This is a genomic window from Brasilonema sennae CENA114, assembly GCF_006968745.1.
GTDB lineage: Bacteria > Cyanobacteriota > Cyanobacteriia > Cyanobacteriales > Nostocaceae > Brasilonema > Brasilonema sennae.
Genome location: NZ_CP030118.1, coordinates 3,844,486 through 3,862,430 on the forward strand (window position 1 = coordinate 3,844,486; position 17,945 = coordinate 3,862,430).

Below are 17,945 nucleotides of genomic sequence, written 5' to 3' on the forward strand. Positions count from 1 at the left end.
TTGTTGTTACTTCGGGTGGCAAAACTATCTTTGGCGCAGTTTTAACGCAGTTCGGCGGAATTCCCCATCCACCGTGCAGTGGGGATGGATAGCGGGAAAAATATGAGGTACATCCTCAAAGGATGTCCGAACATTTTTCAACGTATCCGGAATGGTTAGAACAGGCGTGGTAGCATATAAATGCCCGTAGCAATTAGAAGCTCTAGTGAGGCAGCATTGGTGACGACCAACCACTTGACACAAACGGACTACTTTGTAGGTGAACAGTGCAAACGTTGGGAAACGTAACTCAAACATAGAATTCATTTGGATTCGCTACATAACAAGACTCCGTGGTATGTCAGGAGCGAAGTCTCTAAACTGCCTGTGGAGGTATCGTTCCCGGGGATAAGAGGATGCAAATCTAATTATCGCTGGTTCACCAATGTTCGCGCAGCGTGCCCGAAGGGCTTAGCAGGAAATTTCTACAAGGCGACTTGTAGAAGCCCCATCCGCGACGCGGTGGGGAGAACGTCACTAAGATTGACCAGATGCGTACGCGCAGCATCAAGCCTCTGGCTGTTCGCATGTGCTGATCTAAAATCACACCTGGTTGATAACTAACGATTATAGATGCAGCTGTGGGGTTAACACGGACATTCGTAATCCTAATCCCGGTTGTATTGCAAAAACTGAAAACTTTTCAGTATAAGTATCAAAAGTGCTAAAAGTCGACAAGTAGTAGGCAGAAACAAACAGTCTTTCTCTTAATTCTACAGAGCAAAGCAGAATAATTTGACTAATGATTAAAAGTTAAAGCTTGACCCCGCACTTTTGTATCTACCTTGCCTTTTTCATATACAATCTGACCACCTACTATAGTTAGTACAGGCCATCCAGTTAAATTCCAGCCTTCAAAAGGACTCCAACCACATTTGGTCAATAATTCCTCGCGTAACACAGGACGATAAGTGTCCAAGTCTACAAGAACTAAATCGGCATCAAAACCAGGAGCGATCGCCCCCTTATTTGGAATACCATATGCCTTGGCTACCGCTTGTGACATCCAGTGAACAACTTGAGCTACGGTACACTGTCCTTGCATTGCAGCGGTTAACATCAAAGGTAGAGAAGTTTCTACACCAGGCATCCCAGAGGGAGCGTTTGGATACTCTTGAGCTTTCTCATCTATTGTATGAGGTGCATGATCTGTGGCAATAAAATCAATCACGCCATCACGCAAAGCTTGCCAAAGGACTTGATTATCGTGGGGCGATCGCAAAGGCGGATTCATCTGCGCCAAGGTACCAATCTTGTCATACGCAGTGGTATTAAGCAACAAATGCTGGGGTGTCACTTCTGCTGTCACCCAACTTGGTTTATCCTCACGCAACAAGTTTGCTTCTTCTGCAGTTGACATATGCAGAATATGCAAACGACGTTGATATTTTTTAGAAAGTCTTAATGCTTGCTCAGTTGCTAGTAGCGCTGCTTGATTATCTTGAATTTGGGAATGAACGGCTGGATCATGAGTTCCAGCGAATTCCTTGCGACGTTCATTAATTCTGGCTTGGTCTTCAGCATGAACAGCAATCAAACGTTCGCCTTTAGAAAATATAGCTTCCAGTGCAGCGTCTTGATCAACTAGTAATTGTCCATGCATTGAACCCATGAAAATCTTGATTCCACAAGCTGGCTTTGCCAAAAGCAAATCAGGCAAGTTGTCTGTCGTTGCCCCAATAAAAAAGCCATAATTAACCAAGCACTTTTGTGAGGCTCGTTGTAGCTTATCATCAAGAGCTTGCTGAGTAATTGTTAAAGGACGTGTATTCGGCATTTCCAAAAAGGAAGTGACTCCCCCTTTGGCACAAGCACAACTCGCGGTAAATAAGTCTTCCTTATGTTCCAGCCCTGGTTCGCGAAAATGGACTTGTGGATCAATTACTCCTGGCAACAAAGTTAACCCTTGTGCGTCAATTTCTATAGTTGGCGTTGTGGTGGAAATTTCTGGTGCAACTTCGACTACTGTGCGATGGCTTGTCAGCACATCCCCAACAACCGATTCACCATTGGGTAAAACTATTCGAGCGCGACGAATCAGCAAACTGGTAGGAGATGACATGAATCTACTGCGTTAAAAAAAGAACTGAGCGTGACAGATAACTATTTATATAGGTTAAACTTAGTTGGATTCTTTGCAGGCATTTTGTGTTTTTCGTAACAAAAACTTTATAAATTTTAATAAATAAACTCCCTCAAGATGACCACATTACCCTAACACCTAATTTGCAAAGTGTAAGATAAACAAATACAGCATCCCTGCTGAGGCAAGTGAATCACCTGCACCAAAGCCATTACTTTTGTAATTTCACAGCATATCAAGTGTCTAAAAATAACTCTAGTCACCAAGCACCCAATAATTCTTGGCTCGCAGAACTTAGTAGGACAGTGATCTTAAGCATAGTCCTAGCCTTAGGAATTCGCACATTTGTTGCCGAAGCTCGTTGGATTCCTTCTGGTTCAATGGAACCAACCTTGCATGGATCTCCAAATCAGTGGGAGGCAGATAAGATTATTGTCGATAAATTAAGTTATAAAGTCTCTAGTCCAAAACGAGGTGACATTGTAGTATTTTCTCCTACGCAAGAACTACAAAGAGAACAGTACCAAGATGCCTTTATTAAGCGTGTCATTGGCTTACCGGGAGAAAAGATTGAACTCAGGAATGGTAAAGTTTATATAAATAACAAACTTCTTTCAGAAGACAAGTATTTATCACCGACACAGCGTACAGTCGTTGATGTTTGTACATCAGGCCCGCAACCGTCTTTCCTATCCCAACCAGTCACGATACCCCCGAACTCATACTTAGTGTTAGGCGATAACCGCAATAGTAGCTATGATAGCCGTTGCTGGGGTCTTGTTCCGCGTGAGAATATTATTGGACGTGCGATCGTTCGCTTTTGGCCTCTCAGTCAAGTTGGAGGAATAGATAAGACCCCACTGTATCCATAATTACAGAAGATTTTGACAAAAGACTTTAAGTCCGTTTTTCTCTAAGGAAATTTCAATCATTACCTAACAACCTAGTAGCAAACTTTATAGCTTGTTCTGCTGTGGAAATCTTGCCCTCAATCTGCGCTACTGCAATTTCAGTAAGAAGTTTGCCAACTAGTGGCGAAGCTGGAATATTCAGTGCTAACATAATATGTCTACCACTCAATAGTGGTATGGGATAAGCGACCAGATCATCAGGGTTAAGATAGCGGGTGATTAATGGTGTAAGCGCCTCTAACGATGTTCCATCTGCTAGTGCTAAAACAACACTGGCAGAGAAAACTGATCCCGCTTCTTGGAAGAAAAAATATTGTTCTCGTAAAGACATTAGAGGCTTTTTTAATTGCGGTAAGACCGTTAAAGCGGTGCTTACCGCTTTTATTTCAGCACGGCTATAAGTTAATTCCATCAACTCTATTTCTGCTATTTTGGGTTCTGAGTTGACTAGAGTTGCAAGTTTTGCAACACCCAACCAAGTGGTTTTGACTGTATCCCGTATGTATTGATCAAGTTCTACCCCAAACTGCTGCCACATTTGGGCAAGTTGGAAAGCAACTTTGTCAAGCACTGTTAATAAACTTACACTTTCTTTTGTCGCGTATTTAAAGAAAGGGACAAGTAAATTATGTTCCCATGCTTTTGTAATCCAAAGAGTTCCTTTAGCGTTAACTAGCATATAACTTAATTCTGCCCGGACTCTTTCGGGGGCAACTATTGTTATATGTGATGCTAAAGAACGAATTTCAGCTTCGGTATTTGGCTCAATCGTAAAACCAAGTTGTGCTGCTTGCCGATATGCCCGCATTAATCGTAATGGATCGTCTACTAAATTAGCAGGTGATATCATTCGCAAAAGACGCTGTTGCAAATCTAGATAACCTTGCAGGGGATCAATGATTTCTTGAGTGTGAGGATTATATGCGATCGCATTTACTGTGAAATCTCGCCTGTGCAAGTCTGTTTCTAGGCATTCGCCCTCCTGTTGAGCAAAGTCTGCTGTAGCGTTAGGAAACACAACACGAGCAATTTGCCTTTGTGGATCTAATAAAACAAAGCCTGCTTTGTAGTGTGTCGCTATTTTGCGGGCTACTTTTACAGCGTCTGATGGGACAACAAAATCTAGATCCAGATATTCGCGAGTTTTTCCCAAAATAGCATCTCGCACAGCACCACCTACTATGTAAGCTGCTTGTGGCAAGAATTCCAAACTAAATGGCCAATTTTCTGGTGACAGCAGAGAAGGAACTGAACCGTTCATTGTAATAAAAATAAACCCAGCGACTAGTGAATAACAATGGTGCTTAAGCTAGATTATCAATAAAGGTCCCCGGAGTTGGTTCAATTATGTGTGTTTGTGTAAATTGCCACTATGTAGACACCTGTCTCACCTACCATGCGGTAGAAACTCAGCACCAACAACCCCACTTGACCGAAATACCAAATTTTGAGCCGAATGAACCTTCCATCAATGTCAATATCCGTACACAGGAAGATATGATTGAAATGGAATGGGACGTTGTAGGCTGTCTCAGTTTTAAGCGGGAAACGGGTAAGTGGTCGAAGTTGCGTCCTGGTGAGTTAGTACCAACCTGATTATAGATTCTGTTGTGTCTTTAACGCGGCTACTGCTATTTTTTGTGGTAGTCGCATCTGTCTATGTGATTATATTTTTAACCATTATTTGAACAAGCTTTGACCACTGAATTACAACATCTTGAACCAACAAAATACGGGCTGGCACTCCATACCACAACTCGTGAACTAGGTTTGGTAATAAGTAACTTTGTAGGAGACATACGTTCTCAAGTTTGGTATTTAGATCGTGAATTATCAAGTCATTTGCATCAATATTTAATTGAGTTTATCCAGCCCCAAACTTGGGCAAACTTGGCATTTCTTGCCGTCGCAAAAGGACCAGGAGGTTTTACTGGGACTCGTATTGGGGTTGTTACTGCCCGTACTTTGGGGCAACAGTTAGGTCTTCCTGTCTTTGCTATTTCTACTTTGGCAGCTGTAGCTTATTCACAAGTTTTTCACTTCTGTTCTGTGTCAATGGAAACCGAACCGGGGGTAAGATCACAAAGCGACATTGCTGTGGAAATGCCTGCTCAACGCGGTCAAGTTTTCGGTGCTATTTATCAATCGACACCAAATATTTCTGGACTTACCAGCTTATTGCCAGATACCCTCATGACACCTGAAGTCTGGCAAGAAAAATTAGCTACCTGGAATACCACTTATCAACTTATTAAAGCAGAATCCGGATTAGGAGCGACAGTCACAAGTGTATTGCAACTAGCATATTTAGATTGGCAACAAGGGAAATGTCCTAACTGGTCAGAAGCATTACCATTTTACGGTCAGCATCCTGTGGAAATGTAAAAAACCAGCAGCCACTTCGCCCTTCATAAATATGGTAAAACCCCATAAGACCTTTCCTCCTCCAGATAACCAAAGTACAAGTCAACACAAATCCCCGAGACAAATCATCACAGCATTAAACAATTGGGCTTGTTCTCCCGATGGGATACTAGCCAAAATGGCACTGAAAATGGCAATAGCATCTGTGATCTCTTTGGTCGTTGCTCAGTGCTTGCGATGGGAGTATCCTTTTTATGCAGTCATCGCTGCAATTATTGTGATGTCATCAACCCATGGCAGTACTTTGACATTGGGAATTCAGCGGTTAATAGGAACAGCGATTGGTGCCATTGGTGGAGCCATCTTTGCCATTACCCTAGGTAGCAATCCTTGGTCATTGGGAATCAGTGTATTCGTGACTATACTTCTGGCTAACTACTGGAAATTCAATGAGACGGCGAAGTTGGCGGGATATTTATCCGCAATTGTTATATTGAGTCACAACCAGTCTCCCTGGCTCTACGCTTGGGGCAGGTTTCTAGAAACTCTGTTGGGGATTTTTGTTGCACTGTTGGTAAATAATTTGATCTTTCCTGCTTCTGCGGGAATAGAACTGAGGCGTTGTCTGTCACAAACCTTGGTGGCTTTAGAGGAGTTTTACGGATTGGTTGTGGACGGTGCATTAACAGGAAATTATCAGCGTTCCAAAGCCGATGAGATAAAAGCCAATATTATTAGTTCATTACAGAAAGGACGGCAGCTATGGAAAGAAGTTAGACAGGGACAAACACGCCAACCGCCAGAAAAGCAAGTCAATGAAGCTTGGGAGTTTTTAGTCCGAAGGATTTGGGAGCATATCCTGACAATGGAACATACTGTACTTGCCCGAGAGCACGATACATTTTGGCATATGCTCTCACCTCAACTGACCCAACTGGCACAGGAAACTAGAAGTGCCATGTTCGCCTTGGCACACGCTGTTAAGTCGCATCAATCTCATTTATGTTTATCAAATATGGAAGTTGCTCTCACCAATGCATCAGCGCAATTGAATCATTTACAAGCTATTCGATATACAGATTTTCCCATCAATGAGCTACTGCGCTTTTTCACATTCTTGTACACGATGGAAGAGGTGGGGAGAAAGCTGCAAAGAATGACAGACACATTAACTAATTCGTAATAGAATCAATACTTTACTTTTTAGATAATTTAAAGTTTGTATGAAAAAACTTTAAATTCTTTTAATGTAGTATTGACTTATTAACAACTTCTAGATTTGCTGAGGTTTTAAATTTTTTATGACAAATACTTAAATTTTCTTCATTGAGTATTGACTGGTTAATAAGTTACTACTTTCTTTCTTCCCTAATATTTAATTTCTCGAATACCAAATTAAATATTGTTAATTCAGCTATACAATTTGGTAGAAGTAAATTTTAATGATTAATTGATACACTTTGATAGAAAATCTTCAGTAATATGGAGTCCAAAGTGAAAAAGTGTAGTGTGAAAGAGTCTGGAATACTGCATAAAAACGTGCAAAAGTCAAATAGTGCGGAGTGCAAAATGCAACGTTAAAGGGTGCAATACTTAAAGACTACGGGGAGTACGAGGAATACGTAAAAATTCCATTCCGCAGTTTCTAATTTCAAATTAGCTTGTCCCTTTTTTTTGAGGCAGCTATATTTCAAATTAGCCAATTTTTAAGAAATAAAGTTCTGGCTGTTAGTGCAATAAGTCAGTTGTGGTAATCCTGAAGATAAAAATATTTAGATTATCAGGGTAATAATGTCTTTTCTAAGTGTCTGGTAACTTGTGTTGCGAGACAAATTCAAAGTTGCAATAAATTATAACAACTTTGATGCTTAATGCTGCCTATTGCTCCTATATGCAATAAGTTGAAATCTACTTAATTACTGTGTACCTACTTGTCCTTTTTCTCTAGCGGAAAATCTCACTACAATGCCCTGGCAAGTTTTATCGTATAACTGTCCAATTAATCCGGTTCATGCCGCTTTACTGAACACGGGTAAAGTCTTGTTTTTTGCAGGTTCGGGTAATGATCCGAACAATGTAGCAAATTCGGCTCTTGGTGCAGCTTTATGGGATGTAAGTAACGGTACCTTCTTACGTCCAAAGATCCCTCTGGATAATGCTGGCAATCCCATAGACGTTTTCTGTGCTGCTCAGTCGTTCCTATCCAACGGTAAGCTGCTGGTTGCCGGCGGTACCATACAGTATGACCCGTTTTTTGGAGAGACAGCTGCTTTTACGTTTGATCCCAGAACTCAGGCATGGACACGAGTCGCATCAATGAATAGAGGTCGCTGGTATCCTACCGTACTAACGTTGGGTAGCGGTAGAATCTTTGCTATCTCAGGTCTTGATGTAAATGGCAATCTCGACACAAACCCAGAAATTTTTAGCGGTAGTAGTTGGACGATTTTTTCACAACCCACTAGTAGTTTCGCGCTCTACGCGCACCTTTTTCTACTTAGTACTGGCAAAATTTTCTATTCCGGTGCTCAACTCGGAGGCAACAATGGTCTCTCACCAACTATTCTGACCCTACCTAGTAGGTTCAATCGACCTATTACAGAGCAGTCGGTGTTTGGGTTGCAACAGTCAGATTACGGCAACCAATCGGCCAGTGTGTTACTACCACCAGCTCAAGACCAAAAGGTGATGATTATTGGTGGCGGCAATGATAGTGGCATGGCAACTAATCGCGTTAATATTATCAATCTCAATCCTAGTAGCCCCACCTATACTGCAGCACCTTCTCTGCTCAACGCTAGAATGCACCACAATGCAGTATTGTTGCCTGATCGCACGGTGTTTGTGTGTAATGGCAGCAGAATGAACGAGGATATAGGACAATCAACGCTGCCAGCAGAGATTTACAATCCAGCAACAAATACTTGGACAGCGGTAGAGACACCAAATGTTAACGGTCGTGTCTATCATTCTGTGGCGCTGCTTCTGCCAGATGGCAGAGTTGTGACAGCTGGGGGAAACCCTGAGCGTGGTTCTTATGAATCGCGAATAGAAATTTATAGTCCAGCTTACATGTCACAAACACGACCTACTATTCAAAGCGCTCCTCAATTAGTGGGATACGGCGGAAGAATCACGATCCAGACACCCCAAGCTGCAAGCATCAAGTGGGTTCATTTAATTAGACCAATGGCAACAACTCATGGTCTAGACACCGAACAACGGCTAGTAGACTTACCAATTAACTCTAGAACTAACAGTTCTCTCAGCGTTACGGCAACAAGTAACCGTAACCTGGCACCACCTGGATACTACATGATGTTTATTACTAACAACAATAACGTACCATCAGTAGCACGTTGGATTCAGTTAATATAGTTGCCTCATGGCTCATAGCAAATGATAAACACGCAAGAGCCTAAGCCTGGAATTAACAATTAATAAGGGCGCAATCTACTATTTTTTCCTGACTCGATAACTCAGACGCAATAATTGTAAGCATCAAATATGAACCTGAAGTTAACACGCAGACAGTTTGGTCAGGCAGCGATCGCCACCACTGTAGTGGCTACCGTAGGAACGTTCGTAAACAAAACTTTGGCACAAACGCCGAGTTCAGACATCTTAGGTTTGGTTGCTGGTTCTACCATCACTGATGATTTAGCAACTCCTGAAATAGAGAGTACCGAAAATATAGAGCAAACTATTAGCAAAGTTATTGCTCTATCCACTAGCCAACCTCTTGTTGTCCGGTCTTTAAACCGTGGTCTGATACTGACAAGCCCACCTATTCTGGAGTTCGCTGACCAAATAACTGGTTTCGCTATTTTAAAAGATGGCACACAGGTAGTAGCCACTACTAGTACAACAGACAACAGAGCCGATCAATTGACTCGCCTCCTTGTTTTGGGTGCTTCTCCAAAAACTGTAACGATTTCAGCACTCAAAAAGCAAGAGACGATTATTGACTTGTTCACCCGTAAAAACGGCTCTCTGGGTGCTTTAGTCGGCAAAAGAAATGGTACATCCCCCATGAGTATAGTGAGTATTAACTCTCAAACAGGCCAAATTACAGATGAAGATAAACTATCTGGAAATGTGCGGGTTACTACTGTCGCTGAATGTCCAGATGGAAATCTTTATGGGATTAGTGTTGATCGCCAAGGCACAACAAGTTTGTTACAAATAAATAGCAAAAACCAAACAACCCCACTAACCTTTAACGCTCAACCTTGGAATAGTGGCTTCAGTGGCTTGGTTTGCTCTTCATCAAACGAATTGTTCGCCCTAGGTGCTCGAAGATATGAGTCACCTAAATATCTCCATACCATCAATAAAAGCACTGGAGTTATTACTAGGATAAAAGATTTTGATGTTGCCAGAATCGCAATTTAGCTTGGTTGAGTTAACTTAAGCATGTGATTCACCACTTATGATTAGTTGGGTAAGAGAGTATACGTCAGCGTATCTCTCTCCCCTAAAAACCACGTATGATTTTTTTTAATCACGTGGCTCAAGCCTTACTCGAAGCTGAAACTAACAAGCGTCCAAACGCTAGGTTTTTACACGTATATCTATTGAGGACAGATTTCTGTTAGTGTTGAAGGTTACTAACTTCATCAGTGCCACCATTTTTCTTGTTCATTCTTTTGTGACACTCGCCATTGCCCTGTCAACAGCTTGCAATGCTTCCTCAACTTCTTTTTCTGTCACAATCAACGGTGGCACAAACCGAATGACTTTAGGACCTGCGGGAACAAGCAATAAGCCCTCGTCGATTCCTGCTTTCACAACGTCTGCTGCTGTTAGGGCAATTTGTGCATTTAATACCATACCGTTGATCAAACCCCAGCCGCGTACTTCGCTAATGTGATTGGGGTATTTTGCTGCAATCGCCTGCAAACCAACTCGCAGCTGTTCACCCCGTTCTTCTACGTTTTGTAAAATATTTTCCTGCTCTAAAGTTTGACACACTGTCAGGGCAACTCCACAGACAAAAGGATTTCCGCCAAAGGTACTCGCATGTTCTCCTGGTTGAAAAACATCACAGAATGATTTGGACATCATTGCCCCGATGGGGATACCACCGCCCAAGGCTTTGGCACTCGTGAAGATATCTGGCTCAACACCAAGACACTCGTAACCCCATAACTTACCGGTGCGCCCCATGCCGACTTGCACTTCATCAAAAATCAGCAAAACACCAGTTTCATCGCAAATCTGCCGCAGCTTTTGGAAGTAGGCAATATCTCCTGGTCGTACACCGCCTTCTCCCTGCAATGGTTCTATCAAAATTGCCCCTACGCGATAATCACCTTCATCGAGTTCGCTAATCGCTACTTCCACTGCTTCTATGTCATTGTAGGGTACATAGTGGAAACAGGGCATTAAAGGTTCAAAGTTTTTTTGATACTTCGGTTGACCTGTGGCGGTAATTGTTGCCAAAGTTCTTCCGTGAAAACTGTCATGTGCGGTCAAAATGATTGGTTTTTCAATTTGTTGCACTGTATGGGCGTATTTGCGAGCCAGTTTAATCGCAGCTTCATTGGCTTCTGCCCCGGAGTTGCAGAAAAATACGCGATTAGCACAGGAGTGCTGGACTATCCACTTTGCTAATTCCCCCTGCTCAGGAATGTAGTACAAATTAGAAACGTGGTGTAGTTTTTGTACTTGTTGTGTTACTGCTTCAATTAATGCAGGGTGGGCATGTCCCAAGGCACAAGTGGCAATACCTGCTACAAAGTCAAGATATTCTCGCCCCTGTGTATCCCAAACACGGCATCCAGCACCCCGTTCTAAGGCTATGGGAAACCGTGCATAGGTGGACATGACAACTTGATTGAAGCTATCGGTATCAAAGGGGCTAGACGGAGTCGTCGCTTGTGAAATCAGAGTTTGTATGCTCACTACTTACTCCTGAAATTTTTTATCCTACCGTTGGATACTAGTTTCTATGAGAATCTTGAAAAAAATCTTCTTACAAACCTCATCTTAAGCTAGCACTCAGATATTCTCAAACGAGTGGCAATGGAAAAAAACCGTGTATTCAACACTTGAACAAAAATACCAACGTATCCAGAAAGAGTTAAAAGCAGGGGTGATAGCTCTTGCCGGAGTCTTTTTCATTGGCACTTTGTGGTACAAGTTTGTGGAGGATTGGTCTTGGGAAGACGCAGCTTACATGACGGTTATCACATTATCTACGGTTGGTTACGGTGAAATCCGACCGCTAGGACCACGAGGAAGATTATTTACCATCGCCTTGATTTTGATGGGTGTTATTAGTATTGGTTACATTGTCAACCGATTTACAGAAGCTATTATTGAAGGCTACTTTCAACAAGGAATTAGAATACGACAACAGAGGCGCTTGATGGAATCCTTAACGCAGCATTATATCATCTGTGGATTTAGCCGCACAGGTCGCCAAATTGCTATAGAATTTAGGGCAGAAAATGTTCCTTTTGTCATTATTGATTCTGATCTCGAATCTGTACAAATAGCTCAACAAAAAGATTACATAGTCTATCAAGCAGATGCCACATTGGATGAAACTTTGTGGAAAGTTGGCATTGATCGGGCGGTTTGTATCGTAGCGGCATTACCTTCAGATGCAGAAAACTTATATGTAGTTCTTTCCGCGAAAACGCTTAATCCGAAAATTCGGGCGATCGCGCGCGCCAGTACAGAGGAAGCTTTGCAAAAGTTACAACGTGCTGGTGCGGATGCTGTAGTTTCTCCTTATATAACTGGAGGCAAGCGCATGGCAGCTGCAGCCCTTAGACCCCAGGTCATGGATTTTGTTGATGGCATTATATCTGGTACAGACAGAGAATTGTATATGGAGGAATTTTTGCTAGACCCTGCGACCTGTCCTTTTGTAGGTCAAACTTTAGGAGAGGCAAACTTGCGAGCCAAAACTGGAGCACTGTTACTTGCGATCCGCCGCGCTAGTGGTGAACTCATTGGTGGTCCCACTCCTGAAACAGCTTTTGTACCAGGAGATGTTCTGATAGCTATGGGTACAGCTGAACAATTGCGTGCCCTTAACAAGGTTTTAGGACCGATAAATTCTAAGAGACTACGACGACCCAGGAAAAGTTAGATCAGACCAGAAGTAAGTTAACAGTGCGATTTTTGTCTTGAAACTCAAAAATGCGGAGATGGGTAGCTTGTGATGAGTAAGCTATGTTGAAGCACAAATCACTAAAAATATTCTGGACTTAGGCAAAAATCGCCCCTATGGTTAACTAGCAATCCCAAAGACGCCAAAAATGCCAAGAATACTTACAGTGTGCCTAAGTCCTAATATTGATTTATAGGAGCCACACAGTCTAGCTTCCCAGTCTGGAAAAATCTGCACTAAAGCTACCGTCACAACCAAAGTAAACACACTGGACTATGAAAAGCTTACTGTAAGCCAGTTGCACCTAAAAGTATTAAGTGGTGGATGGTCTGCAAAGTTGGCTTGCCAGACCACTAGCGAAAGGAACAAGAAAAAGTTTGATAAACCCCTTGACAAAAGAAAATTTAGAGTTTATCTTAAATAAAGTGTCAAAAACAAAGACACGCCGAACCAAAGAAAAATAAATAGTTTGAAAGTCTAAAGCACTAAGACTCGTGATTCAAAGAATAGATTAGCAGTTTCACTGATTAGTGAAACTACGAAACACATAAGCAAAGATTTCGGAAATTAGTTTCCGGAGCCTTGATAAACTCAGAATCAAAACGGAGAGTTTGATCCTGGCTCAGGATGAACGCTGGCGGTATGCTTAACACATGCAAGTCGAACGGAGTTCTTCGGAACTTAGTGGCGGACGGGTGAGTAACGCGTGAGAATCTGGCTTCAGGTTCGGGACAACAGTCGGAAACGATTGCTAATACCGGATGTGCCTAACGGTGAAAGATTTATCACCTGAAGATGAGCTCGCGTCTGATTAGCTAGTTGGTGTGGTAAGAGCGCACCAAGGCACCGATCAGTAGCTGGTCTGAGAGGATGACCAGCCACACTGGGACTGAGACACGGCCCAGACTCCTACGGGAGGCAGCAGTGGGGAATTTTCCGCAATGGGCGAAAGCCTGACGGAGCAATACCGCGTGAGGGAGGAAGGCTCTTGGGTTGTAAACCTCTTTTCTCAGGGAATAAGTACTGAAGGTACCTGAGGAATCAGCATCGGCTAACTCCGTGCCAGCAGCCGCGGTAATACGGAGGATGCAAGCGTTATCCGGAATGATTGGGCGTAAAGCGTCCGCAGGTGGTTATTCAAGTCTGCTGTCAAAGAATCTGGCTCAACCAGATAAAGGCAGTGGAAACTGAGTGACTAGAGTATGGTAGGGGTAGAGGGAATTCCTGGTGTAGCGGTGAAATGCGTAGAGATCAGGAAGAACACCGGTGGCGAAAGCGCTCTGCTGGACCATAACTGACACTGAGGGACGAAAGCTAGGGGAGCGAATGGGATTAGATACCCCAGTAGTCCTAGCCGTAAACGATGGATACTAGGCGTTGCCCGTATCGACCCGGGCAGTGTCGTAGCCAACGCGTTAAGTATCCCGCCTGGGGAGTACGCACGCAAGTGTGAAACTCAAAGGAATTGACGGGGGCCCGCACAAGCGGTGGAGTATGTGGTTTAATTCGATGCAACGCGAAGAACCTTACCAGGGCTTGACATGTCCGGAATCTTCTGGAAACGGAAGAGTGCCTACGGGAGCCGGAACACAGGTGGTGCATGGCTGTCGTCAGCTCGTGTCGTGAGATGTTGGGTTAAGTCCCGCAACGAGCGCAACCCTCGTTCTTAGTTGCCAGCAATTCGGTTGGGCACTCTAGGGAGACTGCCGGTGACAAACCGGAGGAAGGTGGGGATGACGTCAAGTCAGCATGCCCCTTACGTCCTGGGCTACACACGTACTACAATGCTGTGGACAAAGGGCAGCAAGCTAGCAATAGCAAGCAAATCCCATAAACCACGGCTCAGTTCAGATCGCAGGCTGCAACTCGCCTGCGTGAAGGAGGAATCGCTAGTAATTGCAGGTCAGCATACTGCAGTGAATTCGTTCCCGGGCCTTGTACACACCGCCCGTCACACCATGGAAGCTGGTCACGCCCGAAGTCGTTACCCTAACCTTTCGAGGAGGGGGACGCCGAAGGTAGGACTGGTGACTGGGGTGAAGTCGTAACAAGGTAGCCGTACCGGAAGGTGTGGCTGGATCACCTCCTTTTTAGGGAGACCCACTTTTGAGATAGTTAGAAACAGTTAGTTAATAGCTAGTAACTCAAAAGCTATCCCGAGGTCGTTCATTAGTCAATAGTGCAAGCTTTCAAACTATTATTGGTTCACCTAAGTTGTCTAACTGTAAACTTCTTAGAAAAACTAAATTGTTATTTCTGAATGACAGATTTAATTTTGTTAGTTTTTTAGTTAATAACTCTTGTATTAGCTTATTAAGAGTATATAGAATTGGATAAGATTCAGCATCTTGTGATTGAAAGCAAGAATGCTGGGGTATTTCCAGCAAAAGAACCTTGAAAACTGCATAGAAACGCGAAAAATGTCAGGTAGTTAACTGTTATTAACAGTTAAAACTCCAAGCAAAAAGCAATGATTGTTTGTAGTCAAGCAATGAAAGGCGAATGGTGGATACCTAGGCACACAGAGGCGAAGAAGGACGTGGTGACCGACGAAACGCTCCGGGGAGCTGGAAGCAAGCATAGATCCGGAGATGTCCGAATGGGGCAACCCCAAGAACTGCCTGTTGAATATATAGACAGGAAAGAGCCAACCCAGCGAATTGAAACATCTTAGTAGCTGGAGGAAGAGAAATCAAAAGAGATTCCCTAAGTAGTGGTGAGCGAAAGGGGAAAAGCCTAAACCAAAAAGCTTGCTTTTTGGGGTAGTGGGACAGCAACAAGGAATCCTTATGTTAGACGAAGCAGCGAAAAACTGTACCAGAGAAGGTGAGAGTCCTGTAGTCAAAAACAAAAAGATACTAGCTGTATCCCGAGTAGCATGGGGCACGTGAAATCCCATGTGAATCAGCGAGGACCATCTCGTAAGGCTAAATACTACTGTGTGACCGATAGCGAAACAGTACCGCGAGGGAAAGGTGAAAAGAACCCCAATGAGGGGAGTGAAATAGAACATGAAACCATTCGCCCACAAGCAGTGGAAGTCCGATTCAACGGATGACCGCGTGCCTGTTGAAGAATGAGCCGGCGAGTTAAAGGCACTGGTAGGTTAAGGTGAAAAACTGTAGCCAAAGCGAAAGCGAGTCTGAAGAGGGCGCGAATCAGTGTTTTTAGACCCGAACCCGGGTGATCTAACCATGTCCAGGATGAAGCTTGGGTAACACCAAGTGGAGGTCCGAACCGACCGATGTTGAAAAATCGGCGGATGAGGTGTGGTTAGGGGTGAAATGCCAATCGAACCCGGAGCTAGCTGGTTCTCCCCGAAATGTGTTGAGGCGCAGCGGTTGTGATTATAGTCTGGGGGTAAAGCACTGTTTCGGTGCGGGCGGCGAAAGCTGTACCAAATCGAGACAAACTCAGAATACCAGATGTACACACAACCAGTGAGACGGTGGGGGATAAGCTTCATCGTCAAGAGGGAAACAGCCCAGACCACCAGCTAAGGTCCCCAAATCATCGCTAAGTGGCAAAGGAGGTGGGAGTGCACAGACAACCAGGAGGTTTGCCTAGAAGCAGCCACCCTTAAAAGAGTGCGTAATAGCTCACTGGTCAAGCGCTCCTGCGCCGAAAATGAACGGGACTAAGCGATGTACCGAAGCTGTGGATTTTAGTAAAAAGTTATCAGTTATCAGTTATGAATGAACCAAAAGTTTGTAATAACTGTTAACTGGTAACTGAGAACTGAACTGGTAGGGGAGCGTTCCGTATTAGGAAGAAGCACTAGCGGCGAGCAGGTGTGGACGAAACGGAAGTGAGAATGTCGGCTTGAGTAGCGAAAATATTGGTGAGAATCCAATACCCCGAAACCCCAAGGGTTCCAGAGCCAGGTTCGTCCACTCTGGGTTAGTCGGGACCTAAGGCGAGGCGGAAACGCGTAGTCGATGGACACAGGGTCAACAATCCCTGACTATTGAGTGGGAGCATTTGCAGTGCGCATGAAAGTAAGCTACGCCCTGACTGGATTGGGAGACTTCTACGGAGGTCGTGTAGTTATGTTAGTGCCAAGAAAAGCTGTGAATGTGATGAAAGCTCAGTACCCGTACCCGAAACCGACACAGGTGGGGGAGTAGAGAATACTAAGGGGAGCGAGATAACTCTCTCTAAGGAACTCGGCAAAATAGCCCCGTAACTTCGGAAGAAGGGGTGCCCACGTGAGTGGGTTGCAGTGAAGAGGCCCAGGCGACTGTTTACCAAAAACACAGGTCTCCGCCAACTCGTAAGAGGAAGTATGGGGGCTGACGCCTGCCCAGTGCCGGAAGGTTAAGGAAGCTGGTCAGCCGAAAGGTAAAGCTGGCGACCGAAGCCCCGGTGAACGGCGGCCGTAACTATAACGGTCCTAAGGTAGCGAAATTCCTTGTCGGGTAAGTTCCGACCCGCACGAAAGGCGTAACGATCTGGGCACTGTCTCGGAGAGAGACTCGGCGAAATAGGAGTGTCTGTGAAGATACGGACTACCTGCACCTGGACAGAAAGACCCTATGAAGCTTTACTGTAGCCTGGAATTGGGTCCGGGCTTGGCTTGCGCAGGATAGGTGGGAGGCATTGAAGCATTCCTTGTGGGGAGTGTGGAGCCAACAGTGAGATACCACTCTGGCGAAGCTAGGATTCTAACCCGTTTCCGTGATCCGGAAAGGAGACAATTTCAGGTGGGCAGTTTGACTGGGGCGGTCGCCTCCTAAAAGGTAACGGAGGCGCACAAAGGTTCCCTCAGCACGGTTGGAAATCGTGCTTTGAGTGTAAAGGCAATAAGGGAGCTTGACTGCAAGAGCAACAACTCGAGCAGGGTGGAAACACGGTCTTAGTGATCCGACGGCACAGAATGGAATGGCCGTCGCTCAACGGATAAAAGTTACTCTAGGGATAACAGGCTGATCTCCCCCAAGAGTCCACATCGACGGGGAGGTTTGGCACCTCGATGTCGGCTCATCGCAACCTGGGGCGGAAGTACGTCCCAAGGGTTGGGCTGTTCGCCCATTAAAGCGGTACGTGAGCTGGGTTCAGAACGTCGTGAGACAGTTCGGTCCATATCCGGTGCAGGCGTAAGAGTATTGAGAGGAGCCCTCCTTAGTACGAGAGGACCGGGAGGGACGCACCGCTGGTGTACCAGTTATCGTGCCAACGGTAAACGCTGGGTAGCCATGTGCGGAGCGGATAACCGCTGAAAGCATCTAAGTGGGAAGCCCACCTCAAGATGAGTACTCTCATGGCATTAGCCAGTAAGGTCACAGGCAGAACACCTGTTAATAGGTGGGAGGTGTACATGCAGTAATGTGTTCAGCCGACCCATGCTAATAGACCGAGGGCTTGACTTCAACAACAATTGCTAATCGCGTTTCTGTGCAGTCTTCAGGGTTTGAAAAAATTC

At 44.5% G+C, this 17,945-nt stretch carries 11 protein-coding genes and 2 rRNA genes; 9 read left to right on the forward strand and 4 right to left on the reverse strand.

The window, feature by feature from the left end:
- Positions 1-24 precede the first annotated feature (24 nt).
- The gene (locus tag DP114_RS16345) at positions 25-306 is read right to left on the reverse strand and encodes a hypothetical protein (RefSeq protein WP_171976590.1); all 282 of its coding nucleotides are present in this window, start codon (positions 304-306) and stop codon (positions 25-27) included.
- 472 nt (positions 307-778) lie between these two features.
- Positions 779-2,101, reverse strand: a complete 1,323-nt coding sequence (locus DP114_RS16350) for a dihydroorotase (protein ID WP_171976591.1) — start codon at positions 2,099-2,101, stop codon at positions 779-781.
- Between the two features lie 260 nt (positions 2,102-2,361).
- Here DP114_RS16350 and lepB point away from each other — a divergent pair, with 260 nt between their 5' ends.
- Entirely contained in the window at positions 2,362-2,994 is a 633-nt protein-coding gene (lepB, locus tag DP114_RS16355; protein ID WP_246163245.1) for a signal peptidase I, read from the forward strand.
- A 52-nt stretch (positions 2,995-3,046) separates the two neighbouring features.
- Here lepB and DP114_RS16360 read toward each other — a convergent pair whose 3' ends face one another.
- On the reverse strand, positions 3,047-4,294 hold the full coding sequence (locus tag DP114_RS16360; protein ID WP_171976592.1) for a tRNA nucleotidyltransferase/poly(A) polymerase family protein: 1,248 nt from the start codon (positions 4,292-4,294) through the stop codon (positions 3,047-3,049).
- 86 nt (positions 4,295-4,380) lie between these two features.
- Here DP114_RS16360 and DP114_RS16365 point away from each other — a divergent pair, with 86 nt between their 5' ends.
- The 5 genes from DP114_RS16365 (at position 4,381) to DP114_RS16385 (ending at position 9,792) form a co-directional block, all read left to right on the forward strand.
- A complete protein-coding gene (locus tag DP114_RS16365) occupies positions 4,381-4,629 on the forward strand; it encodes a Ycf34 family protein (protein ID WP_169263844.1) in 249 nt (82 codons plus the stop codon).
- A 99-nt stretch (positions 4,630-4,728) separates the two neighbouring features.
- On the forward strand, positions 4,729-5,418 hold the full coding sequence (gene tsaB, locus DP114_RS16370) for a tRNA (adenosine(37)-N6)-threonylcarbamoyltransferase complex dimerization subunit type 1 TsaB (RefSeq protein WP_171976593.1): 690 nt from the start codon (positions 4,729-4,731) through the stop codon (positions 5,416-5,418).
- Positions 5,419-5,449: 31 nt separating this feature from the next.
- Positions 5,450-6,580, forward strand: a complete 1,131-nt coding sequence (locus DP114_RS16375; RefSeq protein WP_171976594.1) for an FUSC family protein — start codon at positions 5,450-5,452, stop codon at positions 6,578-6,580.
- A 782-nt stretch (positions 6,581-7,362) separates the two neighbouring features.
- The gene (locus DP114_RS16380; protein ID WP_169263841.1) at positions 7,363-8,775 is read left to right on the forward strand and encodes a glyoxal oxidase; all 1,413 of its coding nucleotides are present in this window, start codon (positions 7,363-7,365) and stop codon (positions 8,773-8,775) included.
- A 129-nt stretch (positions 8,776-8,904) separates the two neighbouring features.
- Positions 8,905-9,792: a hypothetical protein gene (locus tag DP114_RS16385; RefSeq protein ID WP_171976595.1), complete on the forward strand. Its 888-nt coding sequence runs from the start codon at positions 8,905-8,907 to the stop codon at positions 9,790-9,792.
- A 246-nt stretch (positions 9,793-10,038) separates the two neighbouring features.
- On the opposite strand, the gene DP114_RS16390 is transcribed toward DP114_RS16385, so the two are convergent.
- On the reverse strand, positions 10,039-11,304 hold the full coding sequence (locus tag DP114_RS16390) for an aspartate aminotransferase family protein (RefSeq protein WP_171976596.1): 1,266 nt from the start codon (positions 11,302-11,304) through the stop codon (positions 10,039-10,041).
- A 133-nt stretch (positions 11,305-11,437) separates the two neighbouring features.
- On the opposite strand from DP114_RS16390, the gene DP114_RS16395 reads away from it, so the two are divergent.
- The 3 genes from DP114_RS16395 to DP114_RS16405 all read left to right on the forward strand — a co-directional run bounded on the left by DP114_RS16395 (position 11,438) and on the right by DP114_RS16405 (position 17,892).
- Positions 11,438-12,502 carry a potassium channel family protein gene (locus DP114_RS16395; RefSeq protein WP_169263838.1) on the forward strand — a complete coding sequence of 355 codons (1,065 nt, stop codon included), beginning with the start codon at positions 11,438-11,440 and terminating at the stop codon, positions 12,500-12,502.
- 620 nt (positions 12,503-13,122) lie between these two features.
- A 16S ribosomal RNA gene (locus DP114_RS16400) occupies positions 13,123-14,613 on the forward strand.
- 392 nt (positions 14,614-15,005) lie between these two features.
- Positions 15,006-17,892, forward strand: a 23S ribosomal RNA gene (locus DP114_RS16405).
- Together the 16S and 23S rRNA genes form the textbook arrangement of a ribosomal RNA operon.
- Positions 17,893-17,945 lie beyond the last annotated feature (53 nt).

Coding starts and splice junctions, on each gene's coding strand:
- DP114_RS16375 (WP_171976594.1), top strand. CDS start 5,450: ATGGTAAAACCCCATAAGACCTTTCCTCCTCCAGATAACCAAAGTACA.
- DP114_RS16365 (WP_169263844.1), top strand. CDS start 4,381: ATGTGTGTTTGTGTAAATTGCCACTATGTAGACACCTGTCTCACCTAC.
- DP114_RS16380 (WP_169263841.1), top strand. CDS start 7,363: ATGCCCTGGCAAGTTTTATCGTATAACTGTCCAATTAATCCGGTTCAT.
- DP114_RS16385 (WP_171976595.1), top strand. CDS start 8,905: ATGAACCTGAAGTTAACACGCAGACAGTTTGGTCAGGCAGCGATCGCC.
- DP114_RS16345 (WP_171976590.1), bottom strand. CDS start 306: ATGAATTCTATGTTTGAGTTACGTTTCCCAACGTTTGCACTGTTCACC.
- DP114_RS16360 (WP_171976592.1), bottom strand. CDS start 4,294: ATGAACGGTTCAGTTCCTTCTCTGCTGTCACCAGAAAATTGGCCATTT.
- DP114_RS16350 (WP_171976591.1), bottom strand. CDS start 2,101: ATGTCATCTCCTACCAGTTTGCTGATTCGTCGCGCTCGAATAGTTTTA.